Below are 15,522 nucleotides of genomic sequence, written 5' to 3'. Positions count from 1 at the left end.
TTGCGTCTACTAAGGGAGTGTGGTGTGGCAGAGCGGGATCCCGAGGCGGTACGGCAGTTCGTAGAGCGGTTCGCGTCCGCCCTGGTCGACGCCGGGTTCCAGCGCATGCCCGCACGTGTCTTCGCCGTGCTGCACGGCACCGACTCCGGCCGGCTCACGGCCTCCGAGATCGCCGAGCAGCTGCAGGTCAGCCCCGCGGCCGTGTCCGGCGCGGTGCGGTTCCTGATCCAGTTCAACATGATCCGGCGCGAACGCGAGCCGGGGTCGCGCCGTGACGTCTTCGTGGTCGAGAACGACTCCTGGTACGAGGCGATCGTCAACCGCGACGAGATCCTCCGCCGCTGGAGCAGCAGCGCCCGCGAGGGCATCGAGGTCCTCGGCGCCGACACTCCGGCCGGCCGGCGGATGGCCACCTCTCTGGCGTTCTTCGAGTTCATCACCGAAGAGCTGGAGGAGCTCATCGACAGGTGGCAGAAGGCCAAGGCCGAACGGCTGCCCGCCGAGGACTGACCTCGCCGCGGGCCGGCCCCGCGCGTGACCGGCCCGCGCGACGGGTCAGCAGTCCGGGATGACGGTGCCGTTCACGTCCTTGGCCTCGTCGTTGCCCCAGCGGGCCAGGTAGTAGGCCGAGACGTACGCGCCGCGCCCGCTCTTGCCGGGGAACGCGCGGTCCAGGTCGGTGCGCAACCACCAGTGGTTGAACTGCCGGTCGTTCCCGACCTTCGCGCCCCGTACCTTGCAGTAGACGTAGTTGCGGCCCTTGTTCAGCACGCCACGCGGCTCGGCGGTGTTCGGCCCGGCGTAGCCGGTCGCCGCCGCGAACGTCTCCACCCAGTGACGGCCCACGGCGGGCGGCGGCGGCGTTCCCCCGTTCCCGGCGATCCGTACGGCGCCGGCGTAGTCACCGCCGAGCCGCACCGGAGCCGTACGGACGTGGGTGCCCGACTCGTAGGCCTCCACCATCTGCCCGGCGCCGAGGTAGATCGCGACGTGGTGGATGTTGCCCCGGCCCCAGAACATCAGGTCGCCCGGCAGCAGCGGCCCGGCCCCCTGGCCCGGCGCGAACCGCGCGACCGCGTGGCCCGTGTGGAACTGGTCGTTCGCGACGCCGTTCAGGATGTCGCCGCCGGTCGCCCGGTAGTAGGCGTAGCGCACCAGGCCGGAGCAGTCGAAACCCCGGCGCTGCCCGTCCTGCCTGCTGTCGGGGTCGTGACCGTCGTAGTGGCCGAAGGTCGGGCCGGGCACGGATCCGTGCCCGCCGCCCCAGGAGTACCAGACCCCGATCTGGCCGCAGGCGGCGGCGACGGCGCGCTGGGCCACCGCGGAGGCGCCCGGCGCGAGCACCGCGCACGCCGGCGCGGCCGTCGGAGCCGCCGACGCGGACGGCCCGATCGCCGCCACTGAGGCGCCGATCCCGGCGGAGACGATGACAAGACGTACGAACACGAAGATCCCCCCGAATGGTCGTGTGCGATGACCGGGGAGCGGCGGGCCGCTCCCCGGTCCCCCGACCGGTCACCGTAAGGGACTCTCCGCAGGTAGAAGCGTCACCACGCCCGTACGAGGGTCAGCTTCCCGCGGCGGTCGCGGTGGTCGCGGCGACGGTGCGCTTCGTCTGGACCGCCTTGCGCAGCGCGTCGGCCACCGGGCCGGTGTAGACCGCCAGTTCGTCCAGCGTCCGGCGGTACTCGCGGCGCTCCCGCCGGGACACCACCGTCCTGACCTCGCCGCGGGCCGCGAGCGCGAGCACCGCGGCGGTGCGCGGGTCGGTGCGCGCGGGCGACTGGCGCAGCGCGCCGCGGACGGTCTCCGCGTACTGCCTGACCGCGTGCCGGTCGCGCGGCTCCACCCGGTCGGGCAGGAGCGCCCGATGCTCGATCGTCAGGTGGTGACCGGCCTCCAGCTGCTCCCGTACGGCGCGGACCGTGGCGCGCTCGTGCCGGCCGATCCAGCGATGCCACGCGCGCGGCCGGTGGGCGGCGATCTGGTCCGCCAGGTCGTCGAGCACGGGATCGCCGGTGGGCCGGGCGTCCGAGGCGGCCCGGGCCCGGCCGCCGGTGTCGGTCACCCGTTCGGTCAGGTACAGCTCGGCGAGGGCGGCGGCCCGCAGCACCATCCCGAGCTGCGAACGCGAGGTGAGCCGGTTCGTGTCGGTGTCGAAGGCCAGCAGATACATCCGCGCGGGCAGTGACTCGGGAAGCCTCATGAGCCCTCCTTCGTCGGAGAGTGATCCTGGGCCCCGTGCCTTTTGATTCGCTCGCTCCGCTCACTCATGAGCCCTCCTTCGTCGGAGAGTGATCCTGGGCACCGTGCCTTCTGATTCGCTCGCTCCGCTCACTCATGAGCCCTCCTTCGGTGGTCGGCCCGGCCGGCGCATCCGGCCGGCGTTGCCGGGCATCCGGCCAGCGTCGCTGAGGGCGCGCCGGAGCAGGAACTCGATCTGGGCGTTGGTGCTGCGCAGCTCGTCCGACGCCCAGCGCGCGAGCGCGTCGTGGACGGCGGGATCGAGGCGGAGCAGCACCTTCTTGCGCTCGCCTCGCCCCGCCGGCCGCGCGTCATCGCCGCCGTCGGGACGCGGCTCGCGGTCCGTCACTGGCAAGTCCGGAGGAGGACCGGTCCTTTGGAGCTGGGAGGGTTTTGGACCATGGAAGAGGTGGCCCGGCATAGCCGGGACAGCCCTGAACACAAAGCGTTCATAACCGTCTTTCCGTCCTGTTCTTCCGTTCATCGTTACTGAGCTTGTGGCACTGCAAAACTTCGAACGTGCGTACGAGCTACAAGGTGCGGGCCTACCCCACCCCGGAGCAGGCGGCGGTGTTGAACCGCACGTTCGGCTGCGCACGCCTGGTATGGAACAAGGTCCTGGCATGGCGGAAGGCCCGCTATCGCGCCGAGGGGCTCAAAACCTCCTACGCCGAGACCGATCGCTATCTGACCGAGTTGAAACGCGACCCGGACCTGGCGTTCTTGTCCGAGGTGTCCTGCGTGCCGCTCCAACAGACGCTGCGGCATCAGCACAGGGCGTTCGTCAACTTCTTCGCCGGGCGTGCCCGGTATCCGAGGTACAAGGCCCGCCAGCGCAAGCAGTCGGCGACCTTCACCCGCTCGGCGTTCCGCTGGCGGGAAGGCCGCCTGTATCTGGCCAAGATGATGGACACACCGCTGGAGCTGGTGTGGTCCTGGCCGGACGTCGATCCCGCCTCGATCGAGCCGACCTCGGTGACGGTTTCGCGGGAGCCGTGCGGACGCTGGCATGTCTCCCTCGCCGTCGAAGTCGCAGACCCTGAACAGGCGTCGGCGACCGACGCGGTGGTCGGTGTGGACCTGGGTGTCAAGGACTTCGCGGTTACCTCTGACGGAGACAAGATCGCCAACGCCCGCAGACTCGCCAGGCGAGAACGTAACCTGGCCCGCTACCAGCGGCGCATGGCCCGTAAACAACCCGGGTCGAACAACCGGGCCAGGGCGAGAGCGAAGGTGGCCCGCGCACACCGTAAGGTCACCGCGTCCCGCGCGGACTTCCTGCACAAGACCAGCACCCGCCTGGTCCGCGACCACGACGTCATCGTGATCGAAGACCTGAACGTCAAGAACATGGTACGTAACCGGCGGCTCGCCAAAGCGATCTCCGACTGCGGCTGGGGCGAATTCCGCCGTCAACTGGAGTTCAAGACTGCCAAGTATGGTCGTCGCCTGATCGTGATCGACCGCTGGTACCCCAGCTCCAAGATCTGCTCGGCGTGCGGCCATCTGCTCGCCGAGCTGAGTCTTTCCACCCGGGCGTGGCGGTGCCCATCGTGTCGCACCCTGCATGACAGGGACATCAACGCGGCCAAGAACATCCTGGCGGCAGGTCTTGCCGTGTCGGCCTGTGGAGGTGACGTCAGACACCCGGGGCCTCCTCGGGCGCAGTCGCCCCTGAAGCAGGAACCCCAGCCCGCGAGGGTTGGAATTCCCGTCCTTAGGGCGGGAGTAGTCAATGGTAGAGGGAGCCGGTGTTGACGACGGGCTGGGCGTCACGGTCGCCGCAGAGCACGACGAGCAGGTTGCTGACCATGGCAGCCCGCCGCTCCTCGTCCAGGTCGACCACGTCACTGTCGGCGAGCCGGGTGAGAGCGGACTCGACCATGCCGACGGCGCCGTCGACGATCCGCTGCCGGGCGGAGACGACCGCGCCCGCCTGCTGGCGGCGCAGCATCGCCTGCGCGATCTCCGGGGCGTACGACAGGCGCGTGATGCGGGACTCGATGACCCGGACGCCCGCCGACGCGACGCGCTCGGTGATCTCCTCCGACAGCTTGCCGGTGATCTCGTCGGCGTTCTCCCGCAGGGAGAGCAGCTCGTCGCCGTGAGCGTCGTACGGGTAGCTGCCCGCGATGTGCCGTACGGCGGTCTCGGTCTGGATGGCGACGAACTGCACGAAGTCGTCCACCTCGAAGACCGCCTTCGCCGTGTCCTCCACCTGCCACACGACGACCGCGGCCATCTCGATCGGGTTGCCGTCCGCGTCGTTGACCTTGGCGACGTCGGTCTCGTGGTTGCGGATCCGGGTGGAGATCCGCCGCCGGGTGGTCAGCGGGTTCACCCACCGCAGCCCGTCGGTGCGGACCGTGCCGGCGTACCGGCCGAGCAGCTGCACCACGCGCGCCTGCCCCGGCGCCACGGCGGTCAGACCCGGAAGGACCAGCGCGGCGATGACGACGATCGCGATCCCGACCCCGGCGGCCACGCCCGAACCCCCGTTCGCGCCCGTGCCGATCAGTACGAACCCGACGACCAGGGCGACGATGACCCCGCCCAGCACCGGCCACCCGGACAGCCCGCGAACGTCACGCTCGGCGACCTGCGCCCTCGGCATCTCCACACTCATGACCCTCATCCTCCCTGAAGCCTCAGGCAGGAATCTAGCATAGTGATATCACTTTTCGCCCACGCCTGGGCGCTCGGCGCCGCGTCGCTGATCAGCGCCCTGGCCGTGCTGAGGCCGTCCGCCTGCTCGCCGAACACGCCGCGCAGGACGTGCCCGGGTCATCGCCCGGTCAGCCGCCCAGCAGCCAGGAAGGAGCCGCCGAGTCGATCGGCAGGGCGTAGCCGTAGTTCATCGACGCCACGACCTCTTGCACCGACGTCTGCTGCAGGCGGCCGAAGGGCTGGTCCGTCCCGTCGTCGGGCGGCATCCGTTCGGGATGCACCCAGTGGCTGAGGACCTCCTGCCGTCCCTGCGCGTCGCGCGTGCCGAGGCTGGTCATGGCATGGCTGTTATTGATCATGACCACATGCCCGGCGGGGATGTCCGGCCCGCTGATTCCCATGGCCGGGTCGACCTCGAAGTGGGTGCGTTCGCCCCGGAGAAGGTGATCGTCCATCACCTTCCAGAAGGCGCACTCGGCCGGCCACGAGTCGCCTCTCTCGCGCCAGGCGGCCGACGCCGCGTCGGCCGCCTCCTCGTGCATTCGCCGCAGCGTCGCCTCGTCGACGGCACCGGCGCGATGCGCGATGTACATGACGGCGTCGGTGCAGGCCATCGTGCCGGACAGTCCGGGTTCGGGCCCGGTGCCACGCATCCAGCGGCCGAAGTCGTTGTCACGTCCCCACAGCGTCTTCTCGCTCAGCCGCCAGCCCGCCTCTTCATCCAGCTTGGTGCCGCCCTGCCACCGGAGAGAGCCGACCATCCGCTGCCCGGTGTCCACGATCCGCCGGGCCCGCGCCTCCATCGCGGGGCTCTTGGCGAGAACGTTCTCGACCTTGGCGGCGGCCGGACGAGGCGCCTCACGCGCATACCACTTCACGGCGTCGAACAGTCCGAGCCGCTCCGCCTCCTGGATGGCGGCCCTGCCCACAACGCTCACGAGTCCCACCTGTCATCGCCCGAACGACGGCGGCGGCGCCGTGAATATCGAATACCACGAAGGGACCTCTGCCGTCAGGGACGAGGCGGTGGCATGGCGGCCGGGTGCTCGGCGAGGCGTTCCAGGGCGATCCGTACGGCGGTCTCCAGCTGCGGGTCCCGGCCCGCCGCCCAGTCGTCCGGGCCCATCACCACCTCGACGTCCGGCGCGACGCCCCGGTTCTCCACGTCCCAGCCGTGGCCGTCGAACCAGGTGGCGTGGCGCGGCACCGTGATCCCCGTGCCGTCCATCAGCCCGTGGGCGCCGTCGATGCCGATCACGCCGCCCCACGTACGCGTGCCGACCACCGTGCCCAGCCCGAGGGCGCGGACCGCCGCGGTGAGGACGTCGCCGTCGGAGCAGGTGTGCTCGTCGGCGAGGACGACGACCGGGCCGCGCGGCGCGTCGCGGGGGTAGCTCACCGGGCTGCGGTGACGGCCCACGTCCCAGCCCACGACGCGCCGGGCGAGCTTCTCCACGACGAGTTCGGAGACCATCCCGCCCCGGTTGCCGCGGACGTCGACGACGAGCCCCTCCTGGGCGATCTCGCTTCGCAGGTCACGGTGGAACTGCGCCCAGCCCATGCCGTCCATGTCCGGGATGTGGAGGTAACCGAGCCGGGCGCCGCCCAGCTCGCGGACGCGTGCCCGCTGCTCGGCGACCCAGGCCTGGTAGCGCAGCCGCCGGTCGGTGAACAGCGGCCGTACGACGATCCGCCGTACCGGTCCCCCGGCTCCGGGCGCGATGGTCAGCTCGGTGAGCGTGTCGTACGAGCCGGTGAGCAGCGGCCCCGGCCCGGTCAGGCCGTCCACCGGCCGGCCGTTCACCGCCACGACGGCGTCGCCGGGCCGCACCTGGGTGCCCGGCGCCGCGAGCGGGGAACGGGCGTCCGGGTCGGAGGTCTCGGCCGGCAGTATCCGGGTCACACGCCACAGCCGGTCGTCGTCGCGCTCCAGGTCGGCCCCGAGCAGTCCCAGCCACTGACCGGTCGCGCGCCGGCGGCCGTACACGTAGGCGTGGGAGGAGCCGAGCTCGCCGAGGAGGTCCCTCAGCAGGTCGGCGAAGTCGTCCGGGGTCGCGATCCGGTCCAGGAGCGGCCGGTAGCGCGCCAGCGCCCCGTCCCAGTCGACCCCGTTCATGTCCTGCGACCAGTAGTAGTCGCGCATGACCTGACCCGCCTCGTCGTACGCGTGGCGCCACTCCACGGCCGGATCGGCGGTGACGCGCAGCCGGGACAGGTCGACCTTGGCGTCGGCGCCCTCCCCGTCGTCGGACCCGTCGGTCGCCAGCACCCGCAGGTCACCCTCGGCGATGATCACCATGCGCTTGCCGTCGCCGCTGACGCTCAGCCGGTCGGCGCCGGTCGTGATCTCCTCGCAGGTCCGTTTGGCCAGGTCGTAGCGTTCGAGCATGTTCTTGGGCCGGCTGTCGTCGTCCTGGCCGCCGCCGCCCTCGCCGAGCATCCCGGTGAGCGGCCGGCGCAGCCACACCAGGCCGCCCTTGACCGCCCTCAGGTCGGAGTAGCGCGCGTCGGACACCGGAACGGGCACGACCCGTGCCGCGATGCCGTCGAGCGACACCGTGGCCGAGGTGTCCTCCTCCTTGTCGTCGTCGCTGCCGGCGGCCGGTGGCCGGCCCTCCGGCGTCGGCTCGAACGGCGACGGCGCCGCCGCGTCCAGGGGCACCAGATAGGGCCGGCAGCCGAACGGGAAGGACAGGTCGAAGAAGTGCGGGTCGAAGACCGGGTCGAACCCGCGCCAGGAGAGGAACACCAGGTGCGCCCCGTCGGTGGTGAACACCGGCTCGCTGTCGGCGAACCGGCCGTCCGTCACATCGGCGATCGTGCCGTCCGCGACCCGGGCCAGCCGGATCCGCGACAGCCGTTCGGCGCCCGCGTGCGTCCAGGCGAGCCAGGCGGAGTCGGGCGAGAACGTCAGGTCCTCGGCCGAGCCGTGCTCGTTCGAGGCGAGCTCGCGCACCTCGCCGGAGGCGACGTCGACCAGCAGCAGCCGCCCGTCGTGCGCGGCCACCGCCAGCGTGCCTCCGTCCGGCGCCGCCGCGAGCTCCTCGACCCGGCCGAGCCGCCCGGCCGCCAGCCGCCTCCGCGCGGCCGGCTGTTCCTCACCGGCCGCCGCGGCGATCTCCAGGGCGTCCCCGTCGCTCGAGTCGATGACACACACGACCTCGCCGGTCTCGCCCAGCACCCGCGGCAGCCGGGCCCGTACGCCGGGGGCCGCGGCCAGGGCACGCGCCGGCCCGTCGCGATGGGTGATCCAGTGCACGCCGCCGTGTACCTCCACGGCGCTGGCCCGCCCGGTGTGGTCGCAGGACAGGTCCCGAACGCGCGGCGAGACCGCGTGCGGACGCCGCGCCGTACGCGGCCCGGCGAGGCGCACGTCCAGGCGGACCGGTTCGGCGTCGAGGCCGTCCACCAGCCACAGGTCCCCGGCGGCCTGGTAGACCACCCGATCGCCGTCGCCGGCGGCGTGACGAGCGTAGAAGTCCGTGGCCGCGGAGTGCCGCCGCAGATCCGTGCCATCGGGCGCGACGGAGTACAGGCGCCCGGTCCCCTCGTGGTCGGACAGGAACGCCGGCCGGCCGGCGAACCACACCGGGCAGTCGAGATTGCCGTCGAGGTCGGCCAGAACGCGCCGGAACCCGTCGTCCGCCCGTACCCACAGCCTCCCGGTCGCACCGCCCCGGTAGCGCTTCCACGCGGCCGGCTCCTGCCCGGCGACCGTGACCAGGGCCACGGCCCCATCGGGTGCGACGTCGGCGGCGCCCACCGGCCCCCAGCCCATCGGCTCGGCGGGCTCGCCGTCCACCGGCACCGCGTACGCGTGGGTCTGGTGATAGAACGGCTGCCGCCACGAGGTCACCGCGAGGATCCGCCCGTCGGGGGTCCAGCCGCACACCTCCGTTCCGGGGGCGCCCCAGTAGGTGAGCCGGCGGCTCTCGCCCCCTTCGGCCGGGGCCACGTGGACCTCCGGATCGCCGTCCCGCCTGCTGGTCCAGGCCACCCACCGCCCGTCGGGCGAGAACCTCGGGTGGTCGACCGGAACCTCGTCGGCGGACAGGCGCCAGGCGCGCCCGCCGGACAGCGGGGCGATCCAGACGTCGTCTTCGGCCACGAAGGTCAGCAGATCGCCCCGGACATGTGGATAACGCAAATATCCAGACGCAGTCACGGGCGTCGATGCTAAGGGGTCGCCGCGCGGTGCCGTACCAGAGTCGTGGCGGGCGGACCGGGCACTCCGCATGAGGGGCAAGATGGAATACGTGCGCCTCATCGACCGCCTGCCCGCCGCCCCCGAGCCCGACGCCGTCTTCGACGCCTTCAACGAATGGGTCGGCGAGCGTGGCATCACGCTGTACCCGGCGCAGGAGGAGGCGCTCATCGAGGTCGTCTCCGGCTCGAACGTCATCCTCAACACCCCGACCGGCTCCGGCAAGAGCCTGGTCGCGGCGGGCGCGCACTTCGCCGCGCTGGCCCGCGACCAGGTCACCTTCTACACCGCGCCGATCAAGGCGCTGGTCTCGGAGAAGTTCTTCGACCTGATCGCCATGTTCGGCAGCGAGAACGTCGGCATGATGACCGGCGACGCGAGCGTCAACGCCGACGCGCCGATCATCTGCTGCACCGCCGAGGTGCTGGCGAGCATCGCGCTGCGCGACGGCGCCGACGCCGACATCGGCCAGGTCGTGATGGATGAGTTCCACTTCTACGCCGAGCCGGACCGCGGCTGGGCGTGGCAGATCCCGCTGCTCGAACTCCCCCAGGCCCAGTTCCTGCTGATGTCGGCGACGCTGGGCGACGTCTCGCGGTTCGAGGAGGACCTGACCCGGCGCACCGGACGGCCCACCGCCGTCGTCACCTCGGTGACCCGGCCGGTGCCGCTGAAGTACGAGTACCGGGTCACGCCGCTGCACGAGACCATCGAGGAGCTCCTGGAGGACCAGAAGGCCCCCGTCTACATCGTCCACTTCACCCAGGCCGCGGCGGCCGAGCGCGCCCAGGCGCTGACCAGCATCAACGTCGCGACCCGCGCGGAGAAGGACGAGATCGCGGCGCTGATCGGGGGTTTTCGCTTCACGACGAAGTTCGGCCAGACGCTGTCGCGGCTCGTACGGCACGGCATCGGCATCCACCACGCCGGGATGCTGCCGAAGTACCGCCGCCTCGTCGAACGCCTCGCCCAGGCCGGACTGCTCAAGGTCATATGTGGCACCGACACCCTCGGTGTGGGCGTCAACGTCCCGATCCGCACGGTGCTGTTCACCGCGCTCAGCAAGTACGACGGCAGCCGGGTGCGCCGCCTGCGGGCACGGGAGTTCCACCAGATCGCCGGGCGGGCCGGCCGGGCCGGCTTCGACGTGGTCGGGTTCGTCGTCGTGCAGGCGCCCGAGCACGTCGTGGAGAACGAGAAGGCCCTCGCCAAGGCGGGCGACGACCCCAAGAAGCGGCGCAAGGTCGTACGGAAGAAGGCGCCCGAGGGGTTCGTGAGCTGGGACGAGGACGTGTTCAACAAGCTCGTCGCCGCCGAGCCGGAGCCGCTGCAGTCGCGGTTCCAGGTCAGCCACGCGATGCTGCTGAGCGTCATCGGCCGGCCCGGCAACGCGTTCCAGGCGATGAAGAAGCTGCTCACCGACAACCACGAGGACCGCGCCCGCCAGCGCAAGCACATCTCCCAGGCGATCGCGATCTACCGGAGCCTGCTGGCCGGCGGTGTCGTGGAACAGCTGGAGGAGCCCGACGCCGAGGGCCGGTACGCCCGCCTGACCGTCGACCTGCAGGAGGACTTCGCGCTCAACCAGCCGCTGTCGACGTTCGCCCTGGCCGCGTTCGAGCTGCTCGACCCGGCCTCGCCGTCGTACGCGCTGGACGTGCTGTCGGTGATCGAGTCGATCCTGGAGAACCCGCGCCAGATCCTCGCCGCCCAGGAGAACAAGGCCAAGGCCGAGGCGGTCGCGCAGATGAAGGCCGACGGCGTGGAGTACGAGGAGCGGATGGAGCTCCTCCAGGACGTCACGTACCCCAAGCCGCTGGAGGACACGCTCTACGGCGCGTACGACGTCTACCGCAGCGGGCATCCCTGGGTCGCCGACCATCCGCTCCAGCCGAAGTCGGTCGTCCGCGACATGTACGAGCAGGCGATGACGTTCACCGAGTACGTCGCGAACTACCAGCTCGCCCGCGCCGAGGGCATCGTGCTGCGCTACCTCGCGAGCGCCTACAAGGCGCTCCAGCAGACCGTGCCCGACTCGGTGAAGACCGAGGATCTGCACGACCTCATCGAGTGGCTCGGCGAGCTGGTCCGCCAGGTCGACTCCAGCCTCCTCGACGAGTGGGAGCAGCTCCAGAACCCCTCGGCGGAGCCCCAGATCCAGCTCGAGGAGACCCCGAAGGCCGTCACCGCCAACGAGCGCGCGTTCCGCGTCCTGGTCCGCAACGCGATGTTCCGCCGGGTCGAACTCGCCGCGCTGGAGCGCTACGAGGACCTGGGCGAGCTGGACGCGGCGGACGGCTGGGACGCCGACCGCTGGGCGGACGCCCTGGACGCGTACTTCGAGGAGCACGACGAGATCCAGACCGGCCCCGACGCCCGCGGCCCGAAGCTGCTGCAGATCGAACAGGAGCCCGAGCTGTGGCGGGTACGCCAGGTCTTCGACGACCCGGCGGGCCACCACGACTGGGGCATCAGCGCCGAGGTCGACCTGCGCGCCTCGGACGACGAGGGCCGCGCCGTCATCCACGTGGCCTCGGTCGACCGCCTCTGACGCCCCGGAAGTTATCCACAACCGCTCCGCACGCCTTTCTGCGGCGGTGCGCGGCGTTGGACAATGTGAATGGGATGGACCCCCCTGGGCGGGCGGGGGATCGGTCGCCGGGCGGGGGATCGGTCGCCGGGCAGGGGATCGGTCGCTGGGAGTAGGTCCATCGCCTCATGCGCGTTCTGAGTCTGCTGGCTAAGGTCGGCGCTCATGCAGACGACGGGGATCGTTCGCCGTCAGGTGGCGGAGCGTAGGCGCGACACTCTGGAACGGCTTGTCACCGAGCGGGATGTATGGGTGTCGACAGCACATCCTGATCATGGCCCGCACCAGGTGCCGTTGTGGTTCTCGTGGGACGGGCGAGCGGTGTGGATGTGCACCAGTGCCGCTTCCGCGACTGCGCGGAACGTCCGCGAGGAGCCGCGCGTGCGCCTGGCGCTGCCGGACACCTTCGACGTGGTGCTTCTCCAGGGCGAGGCGGAGTGCTTCCTGGACCAGGATGTGCCCGGAGACGCGGCGGAGGCCTTCGCCGCCAAGTTCGGGTGGGACCCGCGTGCGGAGGAAGATTCCTTCCTGTACGTGCGCGTGGTGCCGAAGAGTGTGCGCGCCTGGCGCGGCGAGCCGGAACTACGCGGCAGAGTCATCATGCGCGACGGGACGTGGCTGGAATAGCGGCCGTCCCTTGGACTCGACGTCGGGGGCGTGCACCACAACGAAGTAGCGGTGAGAGCCGTGCCCGGCCGGTGGGGCGGCGCCGATGAAGCATGCCACGCGGGCGTCGTTGGGTCGTTGGAAGGCGCCCTCGGGAGCTCGGCGACGGCGGCGGGGACGCCGAATGTCGTGGATCTCACGGATGTCCCGCGACCCGTAAGTCCGTATTCTCGGGAAACAATCTTGTTTCGGCTCCCCTGAGGAACGGGTATGCACGGGCTTCGCTTCGCGGTTCTGGGCCCGGTCCGCGCATGGCGGCACGACACCGAACTCGACCTCGGCACGCCCCAGCAGCGAGCCGTACTGGCCGTCCTGCTGCTGCGACGTGGCCGTACGGCGACCGCCGAGGAGCTGGTCGACGCGCTGTGGGGCGAGGAGCCGCCGGTACGCGCGATGACCGCCCTGCGCACGTACGCCTCACGGCTGCGCGCCGTGCTGGAGCCCGAGCGCGCGGCGCGGCAGAAGGCGACGCTGATGGTCTCGGAGGCCGGCGGGTACGCCCTGCGGCTGCCGCGGGCCGCGCTCGACCTCAGCGTGTTCGAGGACGGGCTGGCCACCGCCGAGGAGGCGCGGCGGGCGGGCGACCTCGACCAGGCCGCGGACGCCCTGCACTCGGCGCTGGAGGTCTGGGACGGCGAGCCGCTGTGCGGCATCCACGGCGACTGGGCCGAGGCGCAGCGCGTGCACCTGGAGGAGCAGCGGCTCACCGCGCTGGAGACCCGGTACGCCATCGACCTGGAGCGGGGCCGCGCGGCGGAGTCGGTGGCCGACCTGACCGAGCTGACCATCGCGCACCCGCTGCGCGAGCGCCTGCGCGGGCTGCTCATGCTCGCGCTGTACCGGTGCGGGCGGCAGGCCGAGGCGCTCGCCGTGTACGCCGACACGCGCCGGGTGCTCGTCGATGAGCTGGGCATCGACCCCGGCCCCGAGCTGACCGAGCTGCACGCCAAGGTGCTGGCCGGCGACGCCTCCCTGGCCGAGAAGCAACCCGTACGTCCCGTGGAGCCCGCGCGTCCGCTGCCGGTGCCCGCGCAGCTCCCGGCGGACGTCGCCGACTTCACCGGACGCGCGGCCATCGTCGGCGAGCTGACCGGCGTGCTCGCCGAGGCGGACCGTACCGCGATGCCGGTCGTGACGGTGGCCGGCATCGGCGGCATCGGCAAGACGGCCCTCGCCGTCCACGTGGGTCACGCGGTCCGGCCGCAGTACCCCGACGGCCAGCTGTTCGCCGAGCTGCGCGGCGCGGGTCCCGACCCGGCCGGGCCCGAGGCGGTGCTCGGCGCGTTCCTGCGCGCGCTCGGCACCCCCGACAAGGACGTGCCGGCCGGGCTGGAGGAGCGGTCGGCGCTGCTGCGCAGCCGCCTGGCCGACCGGCGGATGCTCGTGCTGCTGGACGACGCGCGCGACGCCGACCAGGTGCGCCCGCTGCTGCCCGGCTCGCCCGGCTGCGCGGTGATCGTGACCAGCCGGTCCCGGCTCGCCGGCGTGCCCGCCGCCCGTACCGTCGACCTGGACGGCCTGGTCACCGACGAGGCGATCACGCTGTTCGGCCGCATCGCCGGCGAGCAGCGGGTCGAGGACGAACGGGAGATCGCGGCCGAGGTCGCGGCGGCCTGCGGACACCTGCCCCTCGCCGTACGGATCGTGGGCGCGCGGCTGGCGTCGCGGCGGAGCTGGTCGATGGCGACGATCGCCGAGCGCCTCACGGACGAGAGGCGGCGGCTCGACGAGATGCGGGTCGGCAACCACACCGTCTCGGCGACGTTCGAGCTCGGGTACGGCCAGCTCTACGACGAGCAGGCGCGGGCGTTCCGGCTGCTGGCCCTGCCGGACGTGCACGACGTGCCCCTGCACGCGGCGGCGGCCGTCCTCGGCCTGCCGGTGACGGCCACGGAGGACCTGCTGGAGTCGCTGGTCGACGCGAGCCTGCTGGAGACCCCCGCGCCGGGCCGCTACCGCTACCACGACCTGCTCCGGCTCTTCGCCCGCCGCCAGGCCGAGAAGTACGACTCCGAGGTCGCGCGGGCCGACGCGCCGCACCGGATGCTCGACTTCTACTTCGCCTCCGCCCGCAACGCCTACCTGACCGCCGAGTCCGGCGACGGCGAGCGGCTGAGCACGCCGGAGACCCGCGGCACCGAGTTCGCCACCGCCGGGGAGGCACTGGCCTGGCTCGGCGGCGAGACCGCGAACCTGTGCGCCGTGATCGCCGAGGCCACCCGCGGCGGCGCCCCCGACCTGGCCATCGCCGCCGACCTGCTGCTCAGCCTCGAACCGCTCATCATGTCCGGCACCCACCTGTGGGAGTTCGAGCAGACGGCACGGCTCGTGGTCACCGCCGCGCTGGAGAAGAACGACGCCCGCAGCCGTGGCCGGGCCGGCTACATGCTCGGCCTCATCCTCCACGCGGCGTTCCGGCTGGACGAATCCGAGGCGAGCCTCCGGAGCACGGTCGAGCTGGCCGAGGCCTCCGGCGACGGCCACATATGGGCCGAGGCGCTCAACGGCGTCGGCGTCGTCACCTTCGAACATCGCCGGTACGAGGACGCGTTCGCGTTCTTCCAGCGCGCGGCCGACGCCTTCGCCGAGCTGGGCTCCACCGAATGCGAGGCGGACTGCCTCAGCAACGTGGCACGCGCCGCCGCCGAGCTGCACCGCGACAAGGAGGCACTCGACACGGCGGAGCGGAGCCTGGAGCTGTTCCGCGCGCTGGGCAGCGCGGTGGGTGCGGCCAAGGCGATGCAGTTCCTGGGGGCCATCCTCGACGGGATGGGACGGCCGGAGGAGGCGATCCCGCACTACCTCGACTGCCTGGCCGTCTTCCGTTCCACCGGGCTGCGCCTGCGCGAGCACCACACGCTGTACCGGCTGGCCGAGAGCCACCTGCGGGCCGGCCGCCCCGTCGAGGCGGTCGCCCACGCCGAGGAGGCCCTGGCCATCGCCCGGGAGATCGGCCAGCGGTTCGGCGAGGGACGCGCGCTCGAAGTCCTCGGCCGCGCGCTCACCGCCGACGGCCGCCCGGACGACGGGCGTACCTGCTGGGAGCAGGCGCTCGCCGTCTTCCAGGCCCTCGACGCCCCGGCCGCCGACGACGTTCGCGCCCTGCTCGACCGCGCGCCCGCGCCACGTTGATCAGATGTTGATCCGGCGT

General features: G+C 71.9%; 12 protein-coding genes. 5 read left to right on the top strand and 7 right to left on the bottom strand.

Going from position 1 to position 15,522, the window contains the following annotated elements:
* The first annotated feature begins 24 nt into the window (after window positions 1–24).
* Window positions 25–510, top strand: coding sequence for a GbsR/MarR family transcriptional regulator (locus tag QSK37_RS46775; protein WP_285635199.1), 486 nt, complete (start codon window positions 25–27; stop codon window positions 508–510).
* A 45-nt stretch (window positions 511–555) separates the two neighbouring features.
* Here QSK37_RS46775 and QSK37_RS46770 read toward each other — a convergent pair whose 3' ends face one another.
* From QSK37_RS46770 to QSK37_RS46760, 3 genes are all read right to left on the bottom strand, one after another.
* Window positions 556–1,446 carry a C40 family peptidase gene (locus QSK37_RS46770; RefSeq protein ID WP_285635196.1) on the bottom strand — a complete coding sequence of 297 codons (891 nt, stop codon included), beginning with the start codon at window positions 1,444–1,446 and terminating at the stop codon, window positions 556–558.
* A 121-nt stretch (window positions 1,447–1,567) separates the two neighbouring features.
* Window positions 1,568–2,206: a GOLPH3/VPS74 family protein gene (locus QSK37_RS46765; protein WP_285635193.1), complete on the bottom strand. Its 639-nt coding sequence runs from the start codon at window positions 2,204–2,206 to the stop codon at window positions 1,568–1,570.
* 132 nt (window positions 2,207–2,338) lie between these two features.
* Window positions 2,339–2,593, bottom strand: coding sequence for a type II toxin-antitoxin system antitoxin (locus tag QSK37_RS46760; RefSeq protein WP_285635190.1), 255 nt, complete (start codon window positions 2,591–2,593; stop codon window positions 2,339–2,341).
* 170 nt (window positions 2,594–2,763) lie between these two features.
* Between QSK37_RS46760 and QSK37_RS46755 the strand changes: the two genes are divergently transcribed.
* The gene (locus QSK37_RS46755; RefSeq protein WP_285635187.1) at window positions 2,764–4,002 is read left to right on the top strand and encodes an RNA-guided endonuclease InsQ/TnpB family protein; all 1,239 of its coding nucleotides are present in this window, start codon (window positions 2,764–2,766) and stop codon (window positions 4,000–4,002) included.
* On the opposite strand, the gene QSK37_RS46750 is transcribed toward QSK37_RS46755, so the two are convergent.
* The 3 genes from QSK37_RS46750 to QSK37_RS46740 form a co-directional block, all read right to left on the bottom strand.
* The gene (locus tag QSK37_RS46750; RefSeq protein WP_285635184.1) at window positions 3,977–4,870 is read right to left on the bottom strand and encodes an SPFH domain-containing protein; all 894 of its coding nucleotides are present in this window, start codon (window positions 4,868–4,870) and stop codon (window positions 3,977–3,979) included. The genes QSK37_RS46755 and QSK37_RS46750 overlap by 26 nt on opposite strands.
* 169 nt (window positions 4,871–5,039) lie before the next feature.
* Window positions 5,040–5,849 carry a hypothetical protein gene (locus tag QSK37_RS46745; protein WP_285635181.1) on the bottom strand — a complete coding sequence of 270 codons (810 nt, stop codon included), beginning with the start codon at window positions 5,847–5,849 and terminating at the stop codon, window positions 5,040–5,042.
* Window positions 5,850–5,923: 74 nt separating this feature from the next.
* Entirely contained in the window at window positions 5,924–9,076 is a 3,153-nt protein-coding gene (locus QSK37_RS46740) for a S41 family peptidase (protein ID WP_490246510.1), read from the bottom strand.
* An 82-nt stretch (window positions 9,077–9,158) separates the two neighbouring features.
* Here QSK37_RS46740 and QSK37_RS46735 point away from each other — a divergent pair, with 82 nt between their 5' ends.
* Window positions 9,159–11,666: a DEAD/DEAH box helicase gene (locus tag QSK37_RS46735; RefSeq protein WP_285635176.1), complete on the top strand. Its 2,508-nt coding sequence runs from the start codon at window positions 9,159–9,161 to the stop codon at window positions 11,664–11,666.
* A 204-nt stretch (window positions 11,667–11,870) separates the two neighbouring features.
* On the top strand, window positions 11,871–12,332 hold the full coding sequence (locus QSK37_RS46730; RefSeq protein WP_285635173.1) for a pyridoxamine 5'-phosphate oxidase family protein: 462 nt from the start codon (window positions 11,871–11,873) through the stop codon (window positions 12,330–12,332).
* On the opposite strand, the gene QSK37_RS46725 is transcribed toward QSK37_RS46730, so the two are convergent.
* A complete protein-coding gene (locus tag QSK37_RS46725) occupies window positions 12,288–12,587 on the bottom strand; it encodes a YbhB/YbcL family Raf kinase inhibitor-like protein (RefSeq protein ID WP_285635170.1) in 300 nt (99 codons plus the stop codon). The genes QSK37_RS46730 and QSK37_RS46725 overlap by 45 nt on opposite strands.
* On the opposite strand from QSK37_RS46725, the gene QSK37_RS46720 reads away from it, so the two are divergent.
* Window positions 12,582–15,503 (top strand): AfsR/SARP family transcriptional regulator, encoded by a 2,922-nt coding sequence (locus tag QSK37_RS46720; protein WP_285635167.1) that lies wholly within the window; start codon window positions 12,582–12,584, stop codon window positions 15,501–15,503. The two genes, QSK37_RS46725 and QSK37_RS46720, sit on opposite strands and share 6 nt — an antisense overlap.
* Window positions 15,504–15,522: the final 19 nt, after the last annotated feature.

Source organism: Actinoallomurus iriomotensis (assembly GCF_030269445.1).
GTDB lineage: Bacteria > Actinomycetota > Actinomycetes > Streptosporangiales > Streptosporangiaceae > Actinoallomurus > Actinoallomurus iriomotensis.
The sequence above is the reverse complement of the archived record's forward strand: the minus strand, read 5'-3'. Positions and strand labels throughout refer to the sequence as shown.